This window comes from Flavobacterium aeripolare (assembly GCF_013294025.1).
Lineage (GTDB): Bacteria > Bacteroidota > Bacteroidia > Flavobacteriales > Flavobacteriaceae > Flavobacterium.
This window is the reverse complement of sequence record NZ_JABSNL010000001.1, coordinates 50294-74090: the sequence shown is the minus strand read 5'-3', so window position 1 is coordinate 74090 and position 23797 is coordinate 50294. Positions and strand designations below refer to the sequence as shown.

Here is a 23797-nt window from a genome sequence, read left to right as displayed (position 1 = left end):
TAATAATGCTGTCTCGCTGACCCCTTCGGCTTCGTTCAGGCTGACAAAGACGTTAATCGAACACATTGTCTCGCTGACCCCTTCGGCTATCGCTCAGGACAAGCTTTAGTCGAAGCGTTCGTGCTGTTACCCAGTTTTTCTAATCACTTGACGAGGCCTTCGACTCCGCTCAGGCAGACAAAGACGTTAATCGAATACAATGTCTCGCTGACCCCTTCGGCTATCGCTCAGGACAGGCTTAAGTCGAAGCGTTCGTGCTATTGACAAATTGTACTCAAATCAAGTACAACTATTCTTCTTTCTTGTAATTGCTAGAGTTGCTCTCATTTTGACAAACTGCTAATTTTTTTAAATCTTCCCATTTGTCATTAATTATAGCTTCTTTCTTTTTCCTACTCCAACCCTTTACTTGTTTTTCAAAAGCAATAGCCTGAAGTACTTCATTAAATTCTGTGCAAAAAACCAATTCAACAGGTCTTTTTTCAAAAGTATAACAATTAATATTTATACCATTTTGATGTTCCAAAAATCTTCTATTTATATCATTTGTCATACCAGTATAATAACTATTGTCGGAACATTTTAGAATATAAACATAGAATTGTTTCATAATAATAAATTTAATTAAAAGCCATATTATATACTTAAACTCTGTCGCATTACACTGTCCCGCTGAGCCCTTCGGCTATCGCTCTGGACAGGCTTAAGTCGAAGCGTGTGCGCTATTGACAAATTGTGCTCATCACCTCACGTAGCCTTCGACTTCGCTCGGGCGGACAAATGCACTAATTGAAAACACTGTCTCGCTGAGCCCTTCGGCTATCGCTCTGGACAAGCTTAAGTCGAAGCGTTCTTGCTATTGATAGACTTTGCTCATAACCTCACGAGGCCTTCGACTCCGCTCAGGCAGACAAAGACGTTAATTTAATACACTGTCCCGCTGAGCCCTTCGGCTACCGCTCTGGACAAGCTTAAGTCGAAGCGTTCTTGCTATTGATAGACTTTGCTCATAACCTCACGAGGCCTTCGACTTCGCTCGGGCGGACAAATGCACTAATTGAAAACACTGTGTCGCCGAGCCCTTCGGCTATCGCTCTGGACAAGCTTAAGTCGAAGCGTACGTGCTACTACCATGTTTTTCTTATCACCTCACGAGGCCTTCGACTCCGCTCAGGCAGACAAAGACGTTAATTTAATACACTGTCACGCTGAGCCCTTCGGCTATCGCTCTGGACAAGCTTAAGTCGAAGCGTGTGCGCTATTGACAAATTGTGCTCATCACCTCACGAGGCCTTCGACTCCGCTCAGGCAGACAAATGCACTAATTGAAAACACTGTCTCGCTGAGCCCTTCGGCTATCGCTCTGGACAAGCTTAAGTCGAAGCGTGTGCGCTACTACCATGTTTTTCTTATCACCTCACGAGGCCTTCGATTTCGCTCACGCTGACAAATGCACTACTTGAAAACACTGTGTCGCCGAGCCTTTCAGCTATCGCTCTGGACAGGCTTAAGATGAAGTATTCGTGCTACTCCACGCTATCCCTATCACCTCACGTAGCCTTCGACTCCGCTCAGGCAGACAAGTCTACATCTGATTTCTTGTCTCACTGACCCATCGGCTATTACTCGAAACTATCATAAATTTAAGCTACAAGTGTTTATGAAGGCTCAAATTATTAATAAGCAGTCCTGCCATAAAATTCATTCATGTATTCCTTAACTATAATACTGTTAATACGCTTTGCTGCAACAGTATCCAGTTGAATATTTTGTTTGTTCTTAAATTGATCAATAACCAATCGCATCATCATTTTATCCACAAAACTTTCGTTTTCAAGCATCTTCGAATTCTGTAAAATTTGAAGATCTACTTCTTTCTTCAATCCTTGCAGTGCTTCAAATAGTTTGGTTTCGCTATCCGTTAAAGGGTCTTTTTCCATCAAGCGTTTGTGCATTCGAGCATACTTCTCATCATTATCGTACTTAGCACGCAAAAGTAAATTTTTGCGCTCTAATTCTTTGGCTTGTGTATAAATTTGTTCCAAAGCTTTGATGTTAGCTTCCATTTCTTCTTTAGACACTTCACTCAAATTTTTCTTTTTGAACAAGCGTTCCAGCTCCTCTTTTAATGAAATAAAGGTTGGATCTTTTTGGTCAAAATTCCCTCCAAGCATTTCTCTAGTTTTTTGCAAGGTGGTTTTGAGCTGATCTGCCAAGACCATTTCTTCTTCCTTAATTTTCACAAAAGCAAACAATACATCTTCTAGGGCTATGTTCAACAAATTGGACGTGTCTACATTACTTTCTAAAGCTTCTTTGGTATTTATCAAAGCCAAATGATTATTAGCTTCTCTCGAAAGAACAGTAAGTTTATGAAAATCCATTTCGGCCAACATATCATAATTGCCAGACAAACGAATAAGGTTGTACAAATTCTTTGCATTATTTAATGCTTTGGTAATTTGTAACATAACCCCTCGATCTTGAATTTGGGTAATTTGTTGCGAAAATATCTCAGAATTTTGAATATCAAAAGGAAACAATACTTCCTTGATCACTTGAATTTCTGCATTGATCTCGTCCTTAGATTTGAATAAGTCAGAGTAATGCTCCATCTCATCCCCCAACTCCGATTGTAGCTCGTTGAAATAATCTTGATTGGTTTTATCAAATTCTTTTTGGATGTCAGCAAAATCAACTACATACCCGTATTTAAATTCTTTGTACGTACGATTGACACGAGTTAAAGTTTGCAATAGATTGTGTGATTTTATTACCCGTCCTATGTACAGTTTTTTTAATCGTGGTGCATCAAAACCAGTCAAAAGCATGTTGTAAACAAATAGTAAATCAATGTTTCCGTCTTTGAACTGCTCCACCTGATCTTTACGATCTGTTTTTGTCCCTATGTCGTGTAAAATAACTGCCGCAGTATTGACTTTGCTTTCAAGTTTCTTTTTGGCTCCATAGCCAGTTGAAGGCTCGGCAGCCATTAGCAAATCTGACGCAAAAGCGTTTACAGCATATTTCTCTTGGAAAATTTCGTAAAGCATTTTAGCTTGTTCAGATGAATCGCAAACTACCATCCCGCCAATCGAGTTATCATTCATCGTTATTCGAGCCTTCTCAAAATCCTGTACAATGTAATCCAGCATAGGCTCTACAAACTTTGGGTGTGCATAAACCAATTTTTTATCACCATTCCCTTTTAGAATATCAATTTCTTCTAGGGCTTCTTTTAACGTTAGTCGATAATTAGTCTCAATTTCTTCTCTAATTAAACGCAACGTATAACCATCGGCAATAGAGGAATTGTAATAATATTTGTGAATATACCCTCCAAAGAGCGATTTAGAATTATAATCCGTTCCTAATAACGGTGTACCTGTTAACCCGATCTTAATCGCATTAGCATCTGACTCATTTAAGTTGGCCAAAAAACTCCCCTTAGGATTATAACTGCGGTGCACTTCGTCCAAGAAATATATTCTTTGAATATTTAGATTATAATCGGTATTTCGAACCACATCAGGATCATCCTGAAATTTCTGGATGTTCACTACTGTAATCTCCGCCTTACCCGAATGATTATGAATCACGCTAGTGGCCTTAATGTCTTTTGCAAAAGCATCCCTGCTACTTATTTCATGTACAGTCAGTCCACGACTTTTGAATTCTTTTGCTGATTGAATCAATAAATCAATTCGATCCACAATAAAATAGAATTTGGGAACTATATTTTTTTTACGGTAGTAGTCCGTTAAGTACTTTACATTATAAAACGCCAAAGCTGTTTTACCGCTTCCTTGTGTGTGCCAAATAATTCCTTTTTTTACCCCTTGCTCCAACTTGGACTCGATGGCTTTGGTCGCAAAAAGTTGCGGGTAGCGCATGATGTGCTTTTGCAAACCTTTAGATCCTTTGACATAAGCAATGCCATATTGCAGCATAAAACGCAGACGCTCCTTTTGTAACAACGAAGTACAAATACGATTGGTTGGTGTATCAGGATTTTTATTGGTGATAAATTCAGGGGCATTTTTGATTCCAACCAAATTATTGTCTTTCAAAACCAAAATCTCTGTTGCATCATCTAGATCGGTTAAAACAGTAGTGAATTCTTCCTGCAATTCTTCCCTAAAAAAATTAAAACTTGGTTTTTGATATGATGCAGTAGCGTAAAATGCTCCTTGCAACATCAAAGTCGACTCCTTATCGTATTCCATATTATTGGAAAAAAGCATCAACTGCGTCATGTTGACGAAATGGCGGAATTTTTTATTCTTGAAACGGCTTTCTATGCGGTTGTGTTCTGCTTGTATTCCGTCAAGGTTATTTGGCTTTTTCACTTCGATAAATACCAAAGGAATTCCATTAATCAATATCGTAATGTCTGGACGAAATTCTTCATCATCTTTTTTGTAGGTAAGCTCGGTAACTATGTGAAAAGTATTGTTTTCGAAATTTTCAAAATCGATAAAACGAATACCTGATTGGTCCGTTATTTTCTCGTAAAAAGCTTTCCCTAAATCTTCATTCTCTAGAGATAGCGCTAGTTCAAGGTATATTCTTGAAATATCCGCATCATTCAAAGTTGAATTGAGCCTCAAAACACTTTCTCTAAAAATATCGGTAAAAATATTGGTACTTTCATCTCGCACTGCATTAGCCAATGATAAATAGTCATAACCTAAGCGCATTAGATGAAGTATAGCGGGAATTTTAACTCTTGAATCTTCGTTGAAAGCCATTAAAAAAGTTCTTAAAGTATAAATAAAAAACAATATTTGTCCAATTACCAAACTTAGGCATTTAAACCCTAAAACGAAAGTAAGTAAAAACTTAGTTTACATTTTTTTTAAATAAAAATGCATTTCGCTTATACAGTACATTAGCTGATAGCATCAATATAATTTTCCGAATCTAAAAGTGTACAATATGATATAATATTTACTGATCATCACTATGAATATTATAACTAATGTAAAAAGTACCATAACCCATTCCCTTTTTAAGAGCCTTAATTTTACTGTACTAAAATAATTTTAATACAAGCAAAATGAAAAAGCAAACAATATTTATCACAGGAGCAGGATCAGGATTAGGAAAAGGAACAGCAATAGGACTAGCACAACAAGGGCACAAAGTGATTGCTGCCGTGCATACATGGGAACAAATGTCTCGATTTAAAGAAGAATTAGCAGACACCGATTATAAAAAACAAATTGAATTAATAAAAATAGACATCTTAGATCCTATTGACCGCAAAAGAGCGTGGCAATACGATATTGATATTTTAGTAAACAATGCTGGTAGAGCCGAAACCGGACCTATGGCTGAGATTCCCGTAAATTATCTTAGAGAAGTGATGGAGGTGAATACCTTTGGAACACTTGAATTTTCACAGCCTTTTATTAAAAAAATGGTTGAAAAGAAAAAAGGGAAAGTTATTTTTCTTTCATCGATTGCTGGATTAGTGACTAATCCGTTTTTAGGGGCGTATAATGCATCAAAGCACGCGCTTGAGGCCGTTGTTCAATGTTTACGTGATGAATTGCAACCTTTTGGAGTGACAGTGGCAACTATCAATCCAGGGCCATTCGAAACTGGTTTTAACGATCGCGCTTATGATTCTTACAAACAATGGTTTGATGAAGACGTACACTTTACTCCTAAAAAAGATATTGAAAAAGCAGCGAAACAAATGGGGAAAATGCAATTAGATCCACAAGTGATGATTGATAAAATGGTCGAAATCATTCCGCAAGAAAATCACAACTTTAGAACCATACACACTGAGGAATTTGTGGCAATGTGTAAAGAATATCAAGACCGTCAGTACGAAATTCAAACGAACGAAATTGACAAATCTAAAAAATAATACAATTGAGATAAAACTCTTAATTAGTAGTCATGTAAAAGGCCATCTCGATTGAGGTGGCCTTTTTTATTAGGGAGAAGTTATTTAAAAAGTGTATTTAAGCTAGCGTAAAAACTAATGGTTTTAATCTATTATTTAAACGGCTACAGCTAGAATTGATGATGGCTCAGCGTGTATTAAGCTTGCTGTTTTGGCATCGATACAACCAAAAAAGAAAGTATCAATTACTTCTTGAAAAATAGGATTTGCATTCTCGGTTTGGCTAAATAGTGTCATTGATGACAGTAATTTCATCGCACCCAAATCACCTAAAATACCTTCAGCTGATTTTTTCTTGTATTCTAATAATAAGCCTGTTGCTTCAATCAAATTTCTTGAAAGTACTGGATGCTGCATGTAACGATTTGCTTCGTCTAAATCTTTGATTCCGTAGTAATCAGAGACGTTGCTTTTTCCTAAACCTCTATATTGTGGAAATACAAACCACATCCAGTGTGTTTCTTTTTTCCCTCTTTTTAATTCTGATAATGCAGTAGTATATAATTTATTTTGTGCTTCTAAAAAACGTTGCAATTCAATGTTTGAATAAGACATGATTCTATATTTTAAATCTAATTAATTTTAATGGCTGTACCCTTTTGTACTTTATTGCCGATGCAAATTTAGATCTGACAACAGCAAAATTTCTTACAGTATTTTGGCGTAAGCTTATAACTTTTTACTTTTATCATTATCTCCTTATGGCTTACTAATAGTGAGGTTCCCAATAAAACTGTATTCTAAGAATTAATTTAATAATTATGTTTCTAACATAGAGCTACTCACTTATGCTGCTCTTTTATTCGAATAAATGTAGCTCAGCTAAAAGCAAGTAGTTATAACTTCAAAATATAATAAGGAGAGAAAATTAAAATGCCACAGATTAAATACTATTAATCTGTGGTAAAGTGATTGTATAAATGCTGTTTTAAAACTAAATACTATACAGCTGTAAAAATAGCATTGACAATACGTTGTGATGTCGCCTCACAAAAATCCAAACCAGAATAATCTGGATTAAACCCACCTATATAAGGAACCGCCATAATATAGATTTGGTCATTATAAGCACCGTAATGATCTAATATTTGGAAATGGTCATTAATACTTATTCCTGAAACGTTCAAGTAGTAATTTCCTGACGCGTCTGATTCTATAAAACTATTTCCTGCATTCATCGCTTCAATAGCGACTGCTTCTGACTGGTATCTTAGTTTTGCTGGACTAACTGCTTTTTGTTTCTTCAAACTCGCAAACGGAAAATCTTCATAAGATAAATGCGGCTGCCCTACACAATCAATAAATGTTTTATAATAAACAGACTGTGGTTTTTTATTGTCGTCCATGAATTTGTAGACAATTCCTCCTTGTTCTTGTGGGACTACTTCACTATCAAAACCCACCGCTTGTATCGATAAAATACCTGCATGATAGAGCGCCATTAATTCAACACAAGAGGCTTGAGGAACAAAGGCAATTACTATAGAAATCAATGGCATCAACACTTTTTGTAAACGCTGCATGTCTTCTGCCGAAAAGTATTTGGCTGGGTGGTTCATAGCAAAACTCAATACCGCTAACATCTCTTTCCAGTAAATAGATTGGTGTCTTTTAATGGACTTCTCGGCTTCGGTGTATTCTGCTTTAAGTAATAAAAATGGATCTAGGGTAAGACGTAAATCCATCATTTCGTCTACAAACTCTTCGATACTTAAATCCTTGATTTTAGCGTGAAACTCGGGATCTTTGTCTCTAAAAATGTCTTTAAAATCTTTTTGGAATAAATAATCGAGTGATAAAAAACCGCCATTCCCTTTTTTATGCACGTTGATTTCGTCCTCAGTTAATAACGAGTCATTTGATAAATGAGAATCTTCAAGGTGAAACCTAACTGCTGGCAGCAAGCCACCGCGAGAATGCATTACTATTTTTAAGTCTTTACTTTCTTCATTTAAGGTATAGGTAAAGCTTCCGTTTTCTTCTTTATGAAAAGCACCATTTTCTCTTGCGAGCGTCCTTATGGCATCTACAGCCGTCAAGGAAGCTCCTCTTACAGCCACCGCATGGTTCACTTTTAACGCTACTTTTGCCGGGGGATAAGGCGAATCAAAACAACCCTCAAATTTTCCTTCAAAACGAGATGGCCAAGAATGACCAGTACAAATAACCACATCATCAAAACGTATTTTTTCATTGGCAGTAGCTACCCAAACAATTTTGTTTTCTTGGTCATAATCGATATCTACTACCGGAGTTTCATAGCGAACAAGCGTTTCGATACCCATTTTCACAGCGATTTCTTGTAATAAATCAAATTGTGCAGTCAAATAATACCCAAAAAGTAGTCTTGGAAGCACTTTATACTCATTAAAATTTTCAATTTTTATATCAAATCGCTCCAGCAGTTCTTGAGGCACCGTTTGTAGCCACTCGCCTATTGATGTAACTAATTCTGGCGTTTCATTATCAGAAATATTAGTTACATGTTCGTCATTTGCTCCTTCTGTACTGTAGGGCATTCCAGCACCTAAAACGGCTTTCTTTTCAAATATTTCTACTTCAAAATTGCTGTTTCCAGTTTCTAATAATCTTTTATAAAGAAACAGTCCACTAGGGCCTCCTCCTACTATCGCAATGCGTCTTTTAGCTTTCATCAATTTTTGGGATGTATTAGTTGCGTTGTATATTTTTATGTAAATAATAATTATCTGAATTGTAATTGATTAAAAGAGATAATCTAAATTGTTTGTTTGGCTTGGTTGTTTTTTTTTTCGAATAATAAACAGCCCATATGTACTTGAATAAAACCAACAATTTACCTAAAAGCACTGTTCTTATAATGTGCTAAAACAGCTTATTTTAGTTCTTTTAATAGGGTATAAAAGTAAACGAACAAGGCTGTTTGTGATTATGGGATTTGGCTATAATTTTATAAAATTCCCAACAAGCTTACTTACAATATCAGTCGAAGAATTACAGCTGTTATAATAATTTAAGAGGAAGTGTGTTTTTAAAAATCGAACAGCCAAATAGTGCTCAAAAAGGATTTTTAGCGGTTTTTTTTAAGGGAAGTGCAACAAAAAGTATAATATTAATTCATTTTTAACATAATATTGCTAGGCTATCTAGTGCAAAATTCTATTTTTGCTATTCAATTATAATATTAAAAATATGAAAGAGTTAGTAGCAAAAATTAATGCTGAATTTGAAACATTTACTGCAGAAACAGAATCTCTAGTTGAAAAAGGAGTTAAAGCTGCTGGAGCAAGAGCACGTAAATCAACTTTAGAAATGGAAAAAATGCTAAAGGAATTTAGAAAACTTTCTATCGAAGAGTCTAAAAAATAATTCGTTATTTATTAAAAAGTCCTTAGTGAAAACTAAGGACTTTTTTTTGTGCTTTAAATAATGGTTTTCAAGGATTATATTGGCATTAAGCTAATTTTGCTCTTACTTCCCTCACCTCTCTTCTTAAATCCATCAAAACATCTTTTAAACTCTCAGGAGTTAGATCATCTGGAGTAAATTCTTCGGTGGCGAGACTACAGGCAAATTCCCAAATCTCTAATATTTCTGAAGCTTTCACTTCGTATGATTTATAATACGCATTATCAGAGTGCAGTACTAAGGCATTTTTACCATTCTTATTTAACCTTTTATAAACGATACCTTCATTTTTTGTAAGTAAAATATAGGTTTTACCATCTCGCACTTCTCCTAGCGTTTCTATATAACGTCCCACGATGTAAAAACCACTTTTGTGAGGAGGCATAGAATCACCATCTACAGGGAATGCTCTAAATTTTCCGTTGCGCAACCACGGCAACGAAATTTGCTGTAAATTCTCAATAAACTCAGGATCTGAGTAACCAGAAAGGTATCCTGCTCGCGCTTTGTGCGGAATTATTTCGATAAAATTATCTCCATCTTTATTGACGGTAATGGGCAATAAAATACGATTGTCTTCTAGTTTCAACAATTCATCGATTGGCACTTTTCGCACATCTACAGAGAGTAACAAATCAATGCTAATGTGATAATACTGCGCTATCTTTTTTAGAATATCATAAGGTGCCTCTGAGGTTCCATCTTCATATTTCACATAGCGTCCGCGAGTTATAGCAAGCGATTCAGCTAATTTCTCTTGTGAAATTTTCCTTTTAATCCTTAGATTTCTAATGTTGTCAGAAAATATAGACATGATTTTTTTGTTATAATTTGTAACAACAAATATAATTAATTTTGTTACAATCAGCGCTAATTTTGCTTTTTATAAATCAAAAAAATAATGAGCAGAGCAATTGTACATATGGACTTGGATACCTTTTTTGTATCCTGCGAACGCTTAATAAATTCGCAACTAGAGGGAATTCCTTTAATTATAGGCGGTGGCGATCGCGGTGTGGTTGCTTCTTGCTCTTATGAAGCAAGACGTTTTGGTGTGCGCTCTGCCATGCCTATTGCGATGGCCTTAAAACTGTGTCCGCAAGCAAAAATCGTAAAAGGTGACATGGAGCGGTATTCACAATTATCACACGATGTTACACAGGTAATTAGCGAGAAAGCTCCTGTGGTAGAAAAAGCGAGTATCGACGAGTTCTATCTTGATATTACAGGAATGGATCGTTTTCACGGGGCTTATAAATGGACAAATGAACTGGCTGACCGCGTGGTTAAAGAAACAGGATTGCCCATAAGTTTTGCTTTATCAATTAATAAAACCGTTTCTAAAATAGCCACCGGAGAAGGCAAACCATTGGGGAATCTCGAAATCTCTGAGGAGCAAGTACGCCCATTCTTGAATCCGTTATCGATTCAAAAAATCCCTATGGTGGGTGATGTTACTTTTCAATTATTGTCTCGCATTGGGATTAGAAAAATACAAACCCTAGCCGAAATGCCCGCCGAAGTACTGCAAAGAATGATTGGTAAAAACGGATTGGAGATTTGGAAAAAAGCAAACGGTGTCGATAATCAAGCCGTAGAGCCGTATACCGAGAGAAAATCGATTACCACAGAGCACACCTTCTCTGAGGATACCATCAACATGGCACAATTAAAATCGGTGCTTTCAGGAATGGTTGAAAAGTTGGCTTTCCAGCTTCGCTCTGAGCAATGGCTTACATCAACGGTGGTTGTTAAAATACGCTATGCCAACTTTGACACCGAGACCAAGCAAAGTAAAATTGCTTATACCTCTGCTGATCATCAGCTTCACGAGAAGGTAATGGAACTTTTTGAGAAGCTGTATCAAAGGCGTATGCGGCTGCGCTTAGTGGGAATCCGTTTTAGTGGATTAGTGCATGGAACGTACCAGATAAACCTATTTGAGGACACTCAAGAAATGCTATCACTGTACACTGCCATGGATTCTCTTAAAAGCAGGTACGGTTTTGATGCGGTCATGCGATGCGCCGGTGCAGCATTAAAACCCAATACCAAAAACGAAATATTAAATAGAAAACAGTAATCTAATTTATAGCTTGAACATGTATTTAAACTGTCACTCTTACCATTCTCTACGATACGGCACTATTCCGCTCGATGATCTTATTCATCATGGTATTAAGGCGGGAGTTACAACTATGGCCTTAACTGATATTAATACTGTTACCGGAATTTATGATTTTATTAGTGCGTGTAAAAAGGCAAATATAAAACCATTAGTAGGCATGGAATTCCGTTCTGGAAATGATTTGCGCTACATTGGTTTGGCTAAAAACAAGGAAGGTCTTGCTGCAATGAATCGGTTTTTAACGGCACATAATTTCAGTGGTGAACCGTTACCCATGGTTGCGCCACAGTGGGAAGCTGTAATTGTAATTTATAGCTTTGAAAATGCACCAGAAGTACTGGGTAAAAATGAGTATATCGGACTAAGACCGGAAGAGGTAAATAAATTATATTCGAAAGAATGGAACGCTAAAATGGCTAAGATGGTTATTTTACAGCCGGTGACTTTTCGAACAAAAACCGAATTCAACTTACATAAAATTTTGAGAGCAATCGACACCAATACCGTGCTCTCAAAACTCACCGAAGACGATTATGCAAAAAGCACCGAGGTAATGGTAGACCTAGAAATACTGTTGCAAGCCTATCAAAATTATCCCGAAGTCATTGCAAATACGCAATCTGTTATTCAGGAATGTAACTTTGATTTTGACTTTTCGATACCAAAAAATAAAATACACTATACCAATTCTAAAAAAAACGACATTGCTTTACTTACACGATTGGCAAAAATAGGATTAAAATGGCGCTATGGCACAAACAATCAGGAGGCTATAGCTCGAATGGAAAAAGAGCTTAAAGTCATTGACCAACTCGAGTTTAGCGGGTATTTCTTGATCAACTTTGACATTGTGAGGTACAGTAGTAGTCAAGGATTTTTACACATAGGCCGTGGTAGTGGCGCTAATAGTATTATTGCTTATTGCTTAGGGATTACCGCGATTTGTCCGCTGGAACTCGATTTGTATTTTGAGCGTTTCTTGAATTTAAACCGTAAGAGTCCTCCTGATTTTGATATCGACTGGAGCTGGAAAGAGCGCGACATTATTTTAGAATATATCTTCAAGCGTTATGGTAGAGAGCACGTTGCTTTTTGCGGTACAAATGTGGAGTTTAAATATCGTTCGATCTTTAGAGAAGTAGGAAAAGTTTTTGGTTTACCCAAAGAAGAATTAGACGTGCTGGCTAAAAACCCAACCAAATTACAACCCAATAACAACATCGTAAAACTGGTACAACAATACGGAAAACTGCTCGAAAAATATCCCAATCAGCGCAGCATGCATTCGTGTGGCATTTTGATTTCTGAAGAGCCTATCACTAATTACACACCGCTGGAAATGCCTCCTAAAGGCTTTCCTATTGTACTCTTTGACATGCATATCGCAGAGTCTATTGGTTTTGAAAAGTTTGATGTTTTGAGTCAGCGCGGCATAGGTCATATCGATGAAAGCGTGAAGCTTATCGCTAAGAATAAAGGGATTCATGTAGACATAAGAAATACTGATTTGTCAAAAAATGAGGCTATTGCAAATGTGGCCCTTTCACAAGGAAACACAATAGGTTGTTTTTATATCGAAAGTCCCGCTATGAGAGGATTATTGCGACGATTAAAATGTAATGATTACAAGACGCTTGTAGCTGCTTCTTCTATTATACGTCCTGGAGTGGCACAGTCAGGAATGATGAAAGAATATATCTACCGGCACAATCATCCTGATAAATTCGAATACTTTCATCCCGTATTTAAAGAGCAATTAGGTGAAACCTATGGCATCATGGTGTATCAAGAAGATGTGATAAAAATTGCCTTGCATTACGGTGGCCTCCCCGCTGCAGATGGGGATATCCTGCGACGTGCTATGAGTGGAAAAGGCCGTTCACTAGATGCTCTTAAAAAAGTAAAAGACAATTTTTTTGCTTGCTGTGCTATTAAAGGACATCCTCTTGAACTTAGTGAAGAAATTTATAGACAAATAGAATCTTTTGCAGGCTACTCTTTTTGTAAAGCACACTCTGCTTCTTACGCCGTAGAAAGTTATCAAAGTTTGTATTTAAAAGTGTATTTCCCTATCGAATTCATGGTTGCCGTAATTAACAATCAAGGTGGTTTTTATCGAACAGAAGTCTACGTGCACGAAGCACGCATGGCAGGAGCGACCGTGCATAATCCTTGCGTGAATAATAGTGAATACACCACTACCGTTGAAGGAAAAGAAGTTTATTTAGGCTTTCAACATTTATTAGGGATCAATACTGCGGTTGCTTTAAACATTGTCGCTGAGCGAGAAAACAATGGCAATTATCAATCACTAGATGATTTTATAAATCGAATTCCCATTGGGCTTGAAAACATTAAAATATTAATTTTTATTGGTGCTTTTAAGTTTACCAATAAAACAAAAAACCAACTCTTGATTCTAGCGAGTTTGCGGTACAATTCACCCATCCCCCCTACTGATTTACTTTTACTGAAGGAACCAACTAAAGAATTTATATTGCCTAAACTAGACCGCGATCCACTGGAAGATGCTTTTGACGAGATAGAGTTATTGAGTTTTCCGGTTTCTTATACGCCCTTTGAATTGTTGCAAACAAAGTTTAGAGGCGATGTGATGGCAAAACAAATGATTCACCACCACAAAAAACAAGTGCGCCTACTTGCCTATTTAATTTCGAGAAAACAAGTACCTACAAAACGAGGGACTATGTATTTTGGGACTTGGATTGATGTAGAAGGAACCTATTTTGACACCACACATTTTCCTGATAATTTACTGCAGTATCCCTTTGAAGGTGGCGGTTGTTACTTATTACTAGGAACTGTAGAAGTAGATTATCATTTTCCTACAATCACCATAAGTAAAATGGCTAAAATGCCTTTTGTACCTGATCCAAGATATTCTGATGCTAAAGACCACCAATTTACTACACAAAAAAGTTTGAAGGAAGATGTGAGTAGTACCCAAAGAAAACCTTATCCTCAGGCACACGAAATAAACATACCGAGATATAAAATGCAATAGCTACCCTAAAATCTAATTTATGACACTTTTTAATGATACTGATATATTTACACAAGGAACAGCAGGTAAAGTTATCTATGATTTACCTGATGGAGAGCTAATGCTAATTGACCAATTCATTTCAAAACCAGAGGCTGATCTATATTATGATCGCTTATTGAAACAGACCCAATGGCGGCATTATGAAATGGAATTGTACAATAAAAAATTAGTAGCTCCTAGAATGATTGCATGGTACCAAGATAATGAAACCACCACCTGGCCCTCAGAATTAATGAAAATAAGACATCAAGTCGAAAACGAACTTCAAGACAGCTTCAATGCTGTTCTATTAAATTTATATCGCAACGGAAACGATAGCGTGGCTTGGCATAGTGATAAAGAAAACAATACAGGCCAAAATCCCAATATAGCCTCGATTACCTTTGGGGAAACCCGTGTTTTTAAATTGCGTCACAAGTTTAATAAAGAATTGCCGGTAATCGAAATTCCGCTGCATCACGGTTCGTTCTTGCTACTATCGGGAACTACAAATACGTTCTGGCAACATCAAGTTCCTAAAACGGCAAAGCAAATATTGCCTAGAATAAATTTAACTTTTAGGCAAGTATATCAAGATGTCGAATTCTTGTAATCATTTATTATAATTACAGTTACAACGATAAACTGCGTTGATAGTTTAACTAATTTTTCAATCTTGTACTGCACAAAGTAATGCTCGAAACATCAGCTATTCTGAGTGTAAAAGTGAGAATAGCATTTTTATAAATCGACCCTTTTACCAATCTTGGAAATAAGATTGCCAATTTTTTAAAATGGTAAAACCCATGAGGAATGCTATGCGATATGCTGCTAGATTGGATAAAATAGTACTAGATAATAAAAATAGCATCCCTGATAGTAGAAGCATAGCTACCGTATAAACAGCTACTCCTAAATTTACCTTCTAAAACTTACATTATTCTCCAAAAAACAAAAAAAATAGTTTCTTACTACAAACTGCAATCCTTATATTTGCACTCTTATTAAAAATGACAGATGAAAATATCTTATAACTGGTTAAAACAATTCATTAAAATAGACTGGAACTCTGAAGAAGCAGCAGCATTACTAACTGATTTAGGTCTAGAAGTAGAGGTTGTTGAAAAATACCAATCTATAAAAGGTGGATTAGAAGGAATTGTAGTGGGACACGTACTTACTTGCATTCCACATCCAGATGCTGACAGACTAAAATTAACAACGGTTGATATTGGTACCGGAACTCCTATACAAATTGTGTGTGGAGCGGCTAATGTTGATGCAGGTCAAAAAGTTCCTGTTGCAACAATAGGCACCGTTTTATATGATAAAGAAGGCGGTTCTTTTACTATTAAAAAAGGAAAAATACGCGGTCAAGAAAGTCACGGAATGATTTGTGCTGAAGATGAACTTGGTCTAGGTGAAAGTCATGACGGAATTATGATTCTTGACAATGCACTTGTACCTGGTACAAAAGCATCAGAAGTTTTTAAAGTTGAAAACGACGAAGTATTTGAAATAGGCTTAACGCCAAATCGTGCTGATGCCATGAGCCACCTAGGTACTGCTCGTGATTTAAGAGCAGGATTAATTCAAAGTGGTCTTAACTTAGAATTGATTACACCATCAGTGAGTAATTTTAGAGTTGATATGCGTACTTTAAAAATTGACACTGTTATTGAAGACACACAACTAGCTCCTAGATATTGCGGTGTTACCATATCTGGAATTACAGTTAAACCATCTCCAAAATGGTTACAAGATAGATTGAAAGCAATTGGATTAACTCCAAAAAATAATATTGTCGATGTTACAAATTATGTTTTACATGATTTAGGACAACCACTACACGCATTTGACGCTTCAAAAATTAACGGAAAAATTATCGTTAAAATATTAGAAGCAGGTACTAAATTCACGACACTTGATGATGTGGAACGTACTTTGCACGAAGAAGATTTGATGATATGCGATGAAAAAGGGCCTTTATGTATTGCGGGAGTTTTTGGAGGTAAAAATTCAGGAGTTACAGAGCATACCAATACAATCTTTTTAGAAAGTGCCTACTTTAATCCAGTGAGCATTAGAAAAACGGCAAAAAGACATCAGTTGAGTACCGACGCTTCTTTTAGATTTGAAAGAGGAATTGACCCTACTATCACTGCTTATGCTTTGAAACGTGCAGCATTATTAATTCAAGAAGTTGCTGGTGGAGAAATCACATCGGATGTGAGTGATGTTTACCAAAAAAAGATTGAAGACTTTGCTGTGTTCTTAAACTTTTGCAATGTTAAGAAAATCATTGGTCAAGAAATACCAAAAGATATCATCAAGCAAATTTTAGTTTCACTTGAGATTAAAGTCAACAGTGTGTCTGAAACTGGTTTGGGATTAACAATTCCTGCCTACAGAGTTGATGTACAAAGAGAGATTGATGTTATCGAAGAAATATTAAGAGTATACGGATACAACAACATTAATTTTTCGAATAAATTTAATGCTACAGTAGCTAACTCTCCTAGAAACGAAGATTATAAATTACAGAATATTATTGCTACACAATTGAATTCGCAAGGATTTCATGAGATGATGGCTAACTCATTGACAACGGCAAATTATGTAGCGCTTTCTGAAACATTAAAAGAAGAGCACAACGTTACCATGTTAAATCCATTGAGTAATGATCTTGCAACAATGCGTCAATCATTATTGTTTTCAGGATTAGAAGCAATCTCTTATAATATCAATAGAAAAAACAGCGATTTAAAACTGTTTGAATTTGGTAAAACATACCACAAGTATTTATCAGGTTACGAAGAGAATAAACATTTGTCTGTTTTTATAACTGGAAACAAAACGGATGAAAGCTGGATTAACGCACAAAAACCAACAGACTTTTTCTTATTAAAAGGATACGTTGATGCTGTATTGTCTCGTTTTGGGATTCAGAAAACACAAAACAGTCCGGTAACTTCTGATGTATTCTCAGAAGGAATTGCAATAGGAAGCGGACACAATGCATTAGTAGAATTCGGAATGGTTAAGAAATCGATTTTGAAAAATTTCGGAATCAAGCAAGAAGTATATTATGCTGACTTTAATTGGGATATTATTCTAAAGGCTGCAGCAACTAAAATTAAGTTTACTGACATTCCTAAGTACCCTGAAGTTCGTAGAGATTTAGCACTACTAGTTGACAACAATGTGAACTACGACGCTATTTTTGCAATAGCAAAACAATCAGAAAAGAACCTACTAAAGAACATTAACCTGTTTGATGTTTACGAAGGAAAAAATCTACCTGAAGGTAAAAAATCATATGCGATTAGTTTTATAATCCAAGATGTATCTAAAACATTGACAGATGTACAAATTGATAAAATAATGGTTAAAATGCAAAAAGCATTCGAAACAGAACTTGGCGCAACATTGAGATAATTACTCCAACATATAGTAACTAAAAAATCCCAACACATTAATTTGTGTTGGGATTTTTTTATGTTTACTATTTAGTCCTGATTTATCAGAAAACTAAGTACTAAATACTACTTAGTTTTTTGGTAATAAAACGGCATCAACAACGTGAATTACACCGTTAGATTGGTTTACATCAGCAATTGTAACCATTGACATACCACCTTTTTCGTCAGTAATATATAATTTTTTACCTTTCATCCAAGCTGTTAATGTACCACCACTTACTGTTTTCATAGTTGCTTTCCCGTTTCCTTTTTTGATTGCCATAGCAATATCAGAAGCGTTCATTTTTCCAGCTACAACATGGTAAGTAAGAATTGTTTGTAACATTTTTTTGTTCTCTGGCATTAATAATGTTGCCACTGTTCCTTCTGGTAATTTGTCAAAAGCTGTATTTGTAGGAGCAAAAACTGTAAAAGGCCCTTTTCCTTGTAATGTTTCAACTAAATCAGCTGCTTTTACTGCCGCAACTAAAGTTGTGTGATCTTTTGAATTTACTGCGTTCTCAACAATGTTTTTGTTAGGAAACATCTCTGCTCCACCAACCATTACTGATTTTTGAGCGAATGATGTTGCTCCGAATACTAATGCTAAAAATGCTACTGATAAAAATTTTCTTGTTTTCATAATTGTAATTATTAAGTTATATAAAAGCATTTACGCCATTATTACTCTTATGGTTTTAAAACCAATGATAAAAAAACAATAAAATTCATATCTTGCTATTTAGCAATAGATTAGAATACTATAAAATATTCAAAAAAGATTGATGTTTAAATTATTTTTAATTAAACAAAGCTACCACAGCTGCTAATACAGAAAACAAAATTATCAATGCATATAGCACAACAAACACAAGCGATACAATACCTATAAATTTGTAGTGTGATTTTAAATGTTCAAAAGATGAGTTGATTAACTCATTATCATTTACTTTGAAAGCCTTTTTCATTTTAGATGAAAACTGGAACAAATAATAAACTGGAAAAAAATAAATCAAAGCAATTACTAAATACAATCCCGAAATAAATCCGGTACCAATACCCATCATTGGATTCATTCCTCCACTCATATTATTTAAAGCTGAAAAAATCGTACCAATAAACAACGCAAGTAAAACCATAAAGCCAATTCCTACAAAGCCTAAGATAGACATAAAGTACGCCCATTTAGCTGTTTCTTTAAGAAAGCCTTGTGCCTCTTGGCTTAAGTACATTTTTTCATTCTCTTGAAAAGTAATTCCTTCCATGTTTTTAAATTTTTATAATTATTTTCAAATATATACATTTTATCAGAAAATACAACACAAAAAAAAAGCCTCACATTACTGTGAGGCTTTAAATATATAGATTGTCTGAGAATTATTTTTTCTCTGATTTTTCCATTTTAGCTTTCAATGCAGCTAATACATCATTGCTATCTCCTAAAGTAGATGCAGGTGCATTAGTTGAGTTTGAAGCTGAAGAATTGTTATCATTGTTAGCTTTCACATTTTTCTCTTCTTCTTCACGGAAGATAGCAGTGTGAGATGCAACAACTCTTTTAAATTCTTTGTTGAATTCGATTACTTTGAAATCAGCAGATTCTCCTTTTTTCAATTTCTTACCATCTTCTTTTTCAAGGTGACGAGTAGGAATGAAAGCAACGATATCATCTCCAAATTCTACAGTAGCTCCTTTATCAACGATCTCAGAGATCTCTCCGTTGTGGATAGTTCCAACAGCGAATGAATCTTCGTACTGATCCCATGGATTAGGAGTAGTTTGTTTGTGACCTAAAGATAATTTACGTCCATCAACATCTAATTCTAATACAACAACGTCAAGTTTTTCACCAACGTTAACGAATTCAGATGGGTGTTTGATTTTCTTAGTCCAAGATAAGTCAGAGATGTAAATTAATCCATCAATTCCTTCTTCAAGTTCTACGAAGATACCAAAGTTAGTAAAGTTTCTAACGATACCTGAATGTTTAGAACCTACAGGGTATTTAGAAGTAATATCAGTCCAAGGATCTTGAGATAATTGTTTGATACCTAATGACATTTTACGGTCATCTCTATCTAATGTTAAGATAACAGCTTCAACAACATCACCTACTTTTACGAAATCTTGAGCAGAACGTAAATGAGTAGACCAAGACATTTCAGAAACGTGGATTAAACCTTCAACACCTTCAGCAACTTCGATGAAAGCTCCGTAATCAGCAATAACAACTACTTTTCCTTTAACTTTATCTCCAATAGCCAAGTTAGCATCTAATGCATCCCATGGGTGAGCGTTTAATTGTTTCAATCCTAATTGAATTCTTGTTTTCTCATCATCGAAATCAAGGATTACAACATTTAATTTTTGATCTAATTCAAGAACTTCAGATGGGTGGTTGATTCTAGACCAAGAAAGGTCAGTAATGTGAATCAATCCATCAACTCCACCTAAGTCAATAAAGACACCATAAGAAGTAATGTTTTTAACAACACCTTCTAATACTTGTCCTTTTTGTAATTGACCGATGATTTCTTTTTTCTGTACTTCAATATCCGCTTCAATAAGCGCTTTGTGAGATACAACAACGTTTTTAAATTCGTGGTTGATTTTCACAACTTTGAATTCCATTGTTTTATTTACGTAAACATCGTAATCTCTAATTGGCTTAACATCAATTTGAGATCCTGGTAAGAACGCTTCAATTCCGAAAACGTCAACGATCATACCACCTTTAGTTCTGCATTTTACAAAACCATTAACGATTTCACCTGTTTCGTTTGCAGCAATAACTCTATCCCATGATTTGATAGTACGTGCTTTTCTGTGAGATAAAACTAGTTGTCCAGTTTTGTCCTCACGGATATCGATTAATACTTCAACAGTATCACCTACTTTTAAATTTGGGTTGTAACGGAATTCGTTTAATGAAATAACACCTTCCGATTTTGCGTTGATATCAACGATAACGTCTCTATCTGTAATTCTAACAACAGTACCATCAACTACTTCTTCTTGATCAGTAGCGATAAAAGTTTTAGTAACTAGTTCTTCGAATTCTAATAAGTTTTTTTCATCTACTGGATCGATACCTTCTTCGAAGTTATGCCAGTTAAAATTTGCTAAAAACTCTTCTTGTGATTGGATTTGTTCAGACATGCTGATTAAAATTTGTATTCTGCATTCTCTCGAGTTTCATAAAGCAGTAGAAAACAACAGAAGTTGTTTGTATAATTAATTGATACCTAATGGAAACTCTTATCCACCAAAAGGTCTGCAAAAGTAATACTTTTATTTGAAACAACAAAAATATTCAGCAAAAGATAACTTACTGAAAATCAGAAGCGAAACAATAGGCTTTTTTACCGGCATGGTTTCCCGCTCTCGCCTTTATCTCTTCGTTCCAAAAAAAGGAACTACGAGGATACCGGCTCCATCGGGGCTAGGCAGCTTACATCCTTCATTTTCAGCCAAAAAAAACCCGATATCTCTCAACATCGGGTTACTATATAAGGTATAAATCTTAATGATTTAACTTCTCAACAATTTTAGGATCGTGCTTGTGCTTGAATAATAATCCAAATGCAATCGCAATAATCAAAGCATATAAAGCAAATGAAAGCCATATTGTGTGCCAGTCTTTCATTAGAATCACATTACTCAGGGTTCCATTCGATAAAATTTCTACTCCTTGCCCCTTGATAAATTCTCCCATAACAGGATTAGTAGGTTCGGTTTCTAAGAATGCAGAAAGCGAGGCTGTTGAATCAAATGACTTTGTAAAGAAATGATCGATTGCCCACCCAGAAGTAAAACTTCCTAAAATAGCACCAAAACCATTAGTCATCATCATAAACAATCCTTGTGCCGACGATCTGTTCTTAGGATCTGTATTTGTTTCTACAAATAGTGATCCTGAAATATTAAAGAAATCAAACGCCATACCATAAACGATACAAGACATAATAATCATCCACAATCCATTTGTAGGATCTCCATAAGCAAAGAATCCAAAACGAAGTACCCAAGCCAACATACTAATCAACATCACTTTTTTGATTCCGTAGCGTTTCAAGAAAAACGGAATTGCAAGTATAAACAACGTTTCAGAGACCTGAGAAATAGACATAATGATTGTAGAATATTTCACTACAAATGAATCAGCGTAAATTGGAAAATGTTTGAATTCATCTAAGAACACATCTCCATAAGCATTTGTTAACTGCAAGGCTCCTCCTAGGAACATTGAAAAAACAAAAAATAAGGCCATTTTATAATTAGCAAATAATTTAAATGACTCTAAACCTAAGACCTCCATAGTTGAGGCATTTTCTTTTATCAATCGTTGTGGCTTACTCTTAGGCAATGAAAAAGCATAAACCCCTAAGATCAAAGCAGCAATACCAGCAATATAAAATTGATTGGCTGTTGCTTTATTTCCGGTTAAGTTAGTAATCCACATCGCTACAATAAACCCGATAGTACCAAAAACACGAATAGGTGGAAAATCTTTTACGATATCGTTTTTATTCATTATTAAGGCATTGTACGAGATAGAATTACTCAATGAAATTGTTGGCATATAAAAACACATCGCCAATAAAATGATATAAATAAATGTCGTAGGTTCAGATACCGTAGGCAAATAGAACAATACTGCAGCGTATAAAATATGTAAAACACCGTATAGTTTTTCGGCATTTATCCATCTATCAGCAATGATACCTGTTAATGTAGGCATAAACAATGAGGCGATCCCCATGGTACTAAAAACTAAACCAAATTGCGTACCATCCCAATTTTTAGTCCCAAACCAGTAGTTTGCAATTGTAATCAACCAAGCTCCCCAAACAAAAAACTGTAGAAAACTCATTAAGATCAATCTGTACTTAATTCCCATGTGCTGAATTGTATTTATTTCAAAATTTACAAGGCGTAAATCTAATATTAAAAATGGTATCTACAAAAAATTATAACGTTTTAGTAATATCATTTACTAGTGTACTAACAAAAGTAAATTGTTCGTCTTTAGTCATGTCAGAATTATCCATCTCTATCGCATCATCAGCAACCACTAATGGCGAATCTTCTCTATGCGTATCGATATAATCTCTTTCCTGAACATTTTTCAAGACCGCTTCATAACTTACGTTATCCCCTTTAGCAACGAGCTCATCGTAGCGTCTTTTAGCACGTGTTGCAGCGGTAGCATTCATAAATATCTTTAATTCAGCCTCTGGAAAAACAACAGTACCAATATCTCTACCATCCATTACAATACCTTTGTCTTTCCCAATTTCTTGCTGCTGCTCCACTAATTTAGAACGCACTTCAGATATTTCAGCAACTTTACTTACAAAACTAGATACCGTAATATTTCGAATGTCATTTTCAACATTAATGCCGTTCAAAAATATTTCGCCAAAACCAACTTCGGGGTTGAATTTAAAGTGCAGTTTTATCTCTGGTAAAACCCGTATTAACTCATCAACTTTGAAAAACTCCTTTGTTATCAGCTCGTTTTGCATAGCATACAACGTAACCGCTCTGTACATAGCACCTGTATCGACGTATACGTATCCTAAAGTGTTTGCTAATTGCTTAGCTAATGTTGATTTACCTGTAGATGAAAAACCATCGATTGCAATTGTAATTTTTTTAGTCAAAATAATATAATTGAAAATTAAGTGGTCATTCTTATTAACGGAATGGTTGCTAAAAAGAAACCAAAATACAATCTAATAAGAAATCAATTTAAAATAAAATACTTCCATACGCTCATAAAAAAGCTAGGAAACTTACTGCGCGAAGATAAAGCTAAAAAAGTACTCAAGCCAAAACATCTTCTAGGATAT

Annotated in this window: 16 protein-coding genes; 6 read left to right on the top strand and 10 right to left on the bottom strand. The window is 35.4% G+C overall.

Going from position 1 to position 23797, the window contains the following annotated elements; translation table 11 throughout:
• Nucleotides 1-289: 289 nt before the first annotated feature.
• Together HNQ00_RS00285 and HNQ00_RS00280 are read right to left on the bottom strand one after the other, a co-directional pair.
• Entirely contained in the window at nucleotides 290-610 is a 321-nt protein-coding gene (locus tag HNQ00_RS00285; RefSeq protein WP_173835947.1) for a GIY-YIG nuclease family protein, read from the bottom strand.
• A gap of 1066 nt (nucleotides 611-1676) precedes the next feature.
• Nucleotides 1677-4751: a type I restriction endonuclease subunit R gene (locus HNQ00_RS00280; RefSeq protein ID WP_173835945.1), complete on the bottom strand. Its 3075-nt coding sequence runs from the start codon at nucleotides 4749-4751 to the stop codon at nucleotides 1677-1679.
• 308 nt (nucleotides 4752-5059) lie between these two features.
• Here HNQ00_RS00280 and HNQ00_RS00275 point away from each other — a divergent pair, with 308 nt between their 5' ends.
• Nucleotides 5060-5881 carry an SDR family oxidoreductase gene (locus HNQ00_RS00275; protein ID WP_173835943.1) on the top strand — a complete coding sequence of 274 codons (822 nt, stop codon included), beginning with the start codon at nucleotides 5060-5062 and terminating at the stop codon, nucleotides 5879-5881.
• 135 nt (nucleotides 5882-6016) lie between these two features.
• Here HNQ00_RS00275 and HNQ00_RS00270 read toward each other — a convergent pair whose 3' ends face one another.
• Nucleotides 6017-6475, bottom strand: a complete 459-nt coding sequence (locus HNQ00_RS00270) for a DUF1810 domain-containing protein (RefSeq protein ID WP_173835941.1) — start codon at nucleotides 6473-6475, stop codon at nucleotides 6017-6019.
• Between the two features lie 386 nt (nucleotides 6476-6861).
• Nucleotides 6862-8574, bottom strand: coding sequence for an FAD/NAD(P)-binding protein (locus tag HNQ00_RS00265; protein ID WP_173835939.1), 1713 nt, complete (start codon nucleotides 8572-8574; stop codon nucleotides 6862-6864).
• A gap of 517 nt (nucleotides 8575-9091) precedes the next feature.
• On the opposite strand from HNQ00_RS00265, the gene HNQ00_RS00260 reads away from it, so the two are divergent.
• Nucleotides 9092-9268 carry a histone H1 gene (locus HNQ00_RS00260; RefSeq protein ID WP_173835937.1) on the top strand — a complete coding sequence of 59 codons (177 nt, stop codon included), beginning with the start codon at nucleotides 9092-9094 and terminating at the stop codon, nucleotides 9266-9268.
• 85 nt (nucleotides 9269-9353) lie between these two features.
• Here the strand turns inward: HNQ00_RS00260 and HNQ00_RS00255 are convergent, their stop codons facing one another.
• On the bottom strand, nucleotides 9354-10121 hold the full coding sequence (locus tag HNQ00_RS00255; protein WP_173835935.1) for an XRE family transcriptional regulator: 768 nt from the start codon (nucleotides 10119-10121) through the stop codon (nucleotides 9354-9356).
• 87 nt (nucleotides 10122-10208) lie between these two features.
• Here HNQ00_RS00255 and dinB point away from each other — a divergent pair, with 87 nt between their 5' ends.
• The 4 genes from dinB (at nucleotide 10209) to pheT (ending at nucleotide 17919) form a co-directional block, all read left to right on the top strand.
• Nucleotides 10209-11390 (top strand): DNA polymerase IV, encoded by a 1182-nt coding sequence (gene dinB, locus HNQ00_RS00250; protein WP_173835933.1) that lies wholly within the window; start codon nucleotides 10209-10211, stop codon nucleotides 11388-11390.
• Between the two features lie 19 nt (nucleotides 11391-11409).
• Nucleotides 11410-14460, top strand: a complete 3051-nt coding sequence (locus HNQ00_RS00245; protein WP_173835925.1) for a DNA polymerase III subunit alpha — start codon at nucleotides 11410-11412, stop codon at nucleotides 14458-14460.
• Between the two features lie 19 nt (nucleotides 14461-14479).
• Nucleotides 14480-15094: an alpha-ketoglutarate-dependent dioxygenase AlkB family protein gene (locus tag HNQ00_RS00240; RefSeq protein ID WP_173835923.1), complete on the top strand. Its 615-nt coding sequence runs from the start codon at nucleotides 14480-14482 to the stop codon at nucleotides 15092-15094.
• A 404-nt stretch (nucleotides 15095-15498) separates the two neighbouring features.
• Complete coding sequence (gene pheT / locus HNQ00_RS00235) at nucleotides 15499-17919, top strand: phenylalanine--tRNA ligase subunit beta (protein WP_173835921.1); 2421 nt, start codon at nucleotides 15499-15501, stop codon at nucleotides 17917-17919.
• Between the two features lie 111 nt (nucleotides 17920-18030).
• Here the strand turns inward: pheT and HNQ00_RS00230 are convergent, their stop codons facing one another.
• The 5 genes from HNQ00_RS00230 to cmk all read right to left on the bottom strand — a co-directional run bounded on the left by HNQ00_RS00230 (nucleotide 18031) and on the right by cmk (nucleotide 23608).
• Nucleotides 18031-18585, bottom strand: coding sequence for a fasciclin domain-containing protein (locus HNQ00_RS00230; protein WP_173835919.1), 555 nt, complete (start codon nucleotides 18583-18585; stop codon nucleotides 18031-18033).
• Between the two features lie 157 nt (nucleotides 18586-18742).
• Nucleotides 18743-19207 carry a DUF5362 family protein gene (locus HNQ00_RS00225; RefSeq protein ID WP_173835917.1) on the bottom strand — a complete coding sequence of 155 codons (465 nt, stop codon included), beginning with the start codon at nucleotides 19205-19207 and terminating at the stop codon, nucleotides 18743-18745.
• 112 nt (nucleotides 19208-19319) lie between these two features.
• Nucleotides 19320-21101: a 30S ribosomal protein S1 gene (rpsA, locus tag HNQ00_RS00220; protein WP_173835915.1), complete on the bottom strand. Its 1782-nt coding sequence runs from the start codon at nucleotides 21099-21101 to the stop codon at nucleotides 19320-19322.
• A 364-nt stretch (nucleotides 21102-21465) separates the two neighbouring features.
• Nucleotides 21466-22842: a nucleoside permease gene (locus HNQ00_RS00215; protein WP_173835913.1), complete on the bottom strand. Its 1377-nt coding sequence runs from the start codon at nucleotides 22840-22842 to the stop codon at nucleotides 21466-21468.
• 70 nt (nucleotides 22843-22912) lie between these two features.
• Complete coding sequence (cmk, locus tag HNQ00_RS00210) at nucleotides 22913-23608, bottom strand: (d)CMP kinase (protein ID WP_173835911.1); 696 nt, start codon at nucleotides 23606-23608, stop codon at nucleotides 22913-22915.
• Nucleotides 23609-23797: the final 189 nt, after the last annotated feature.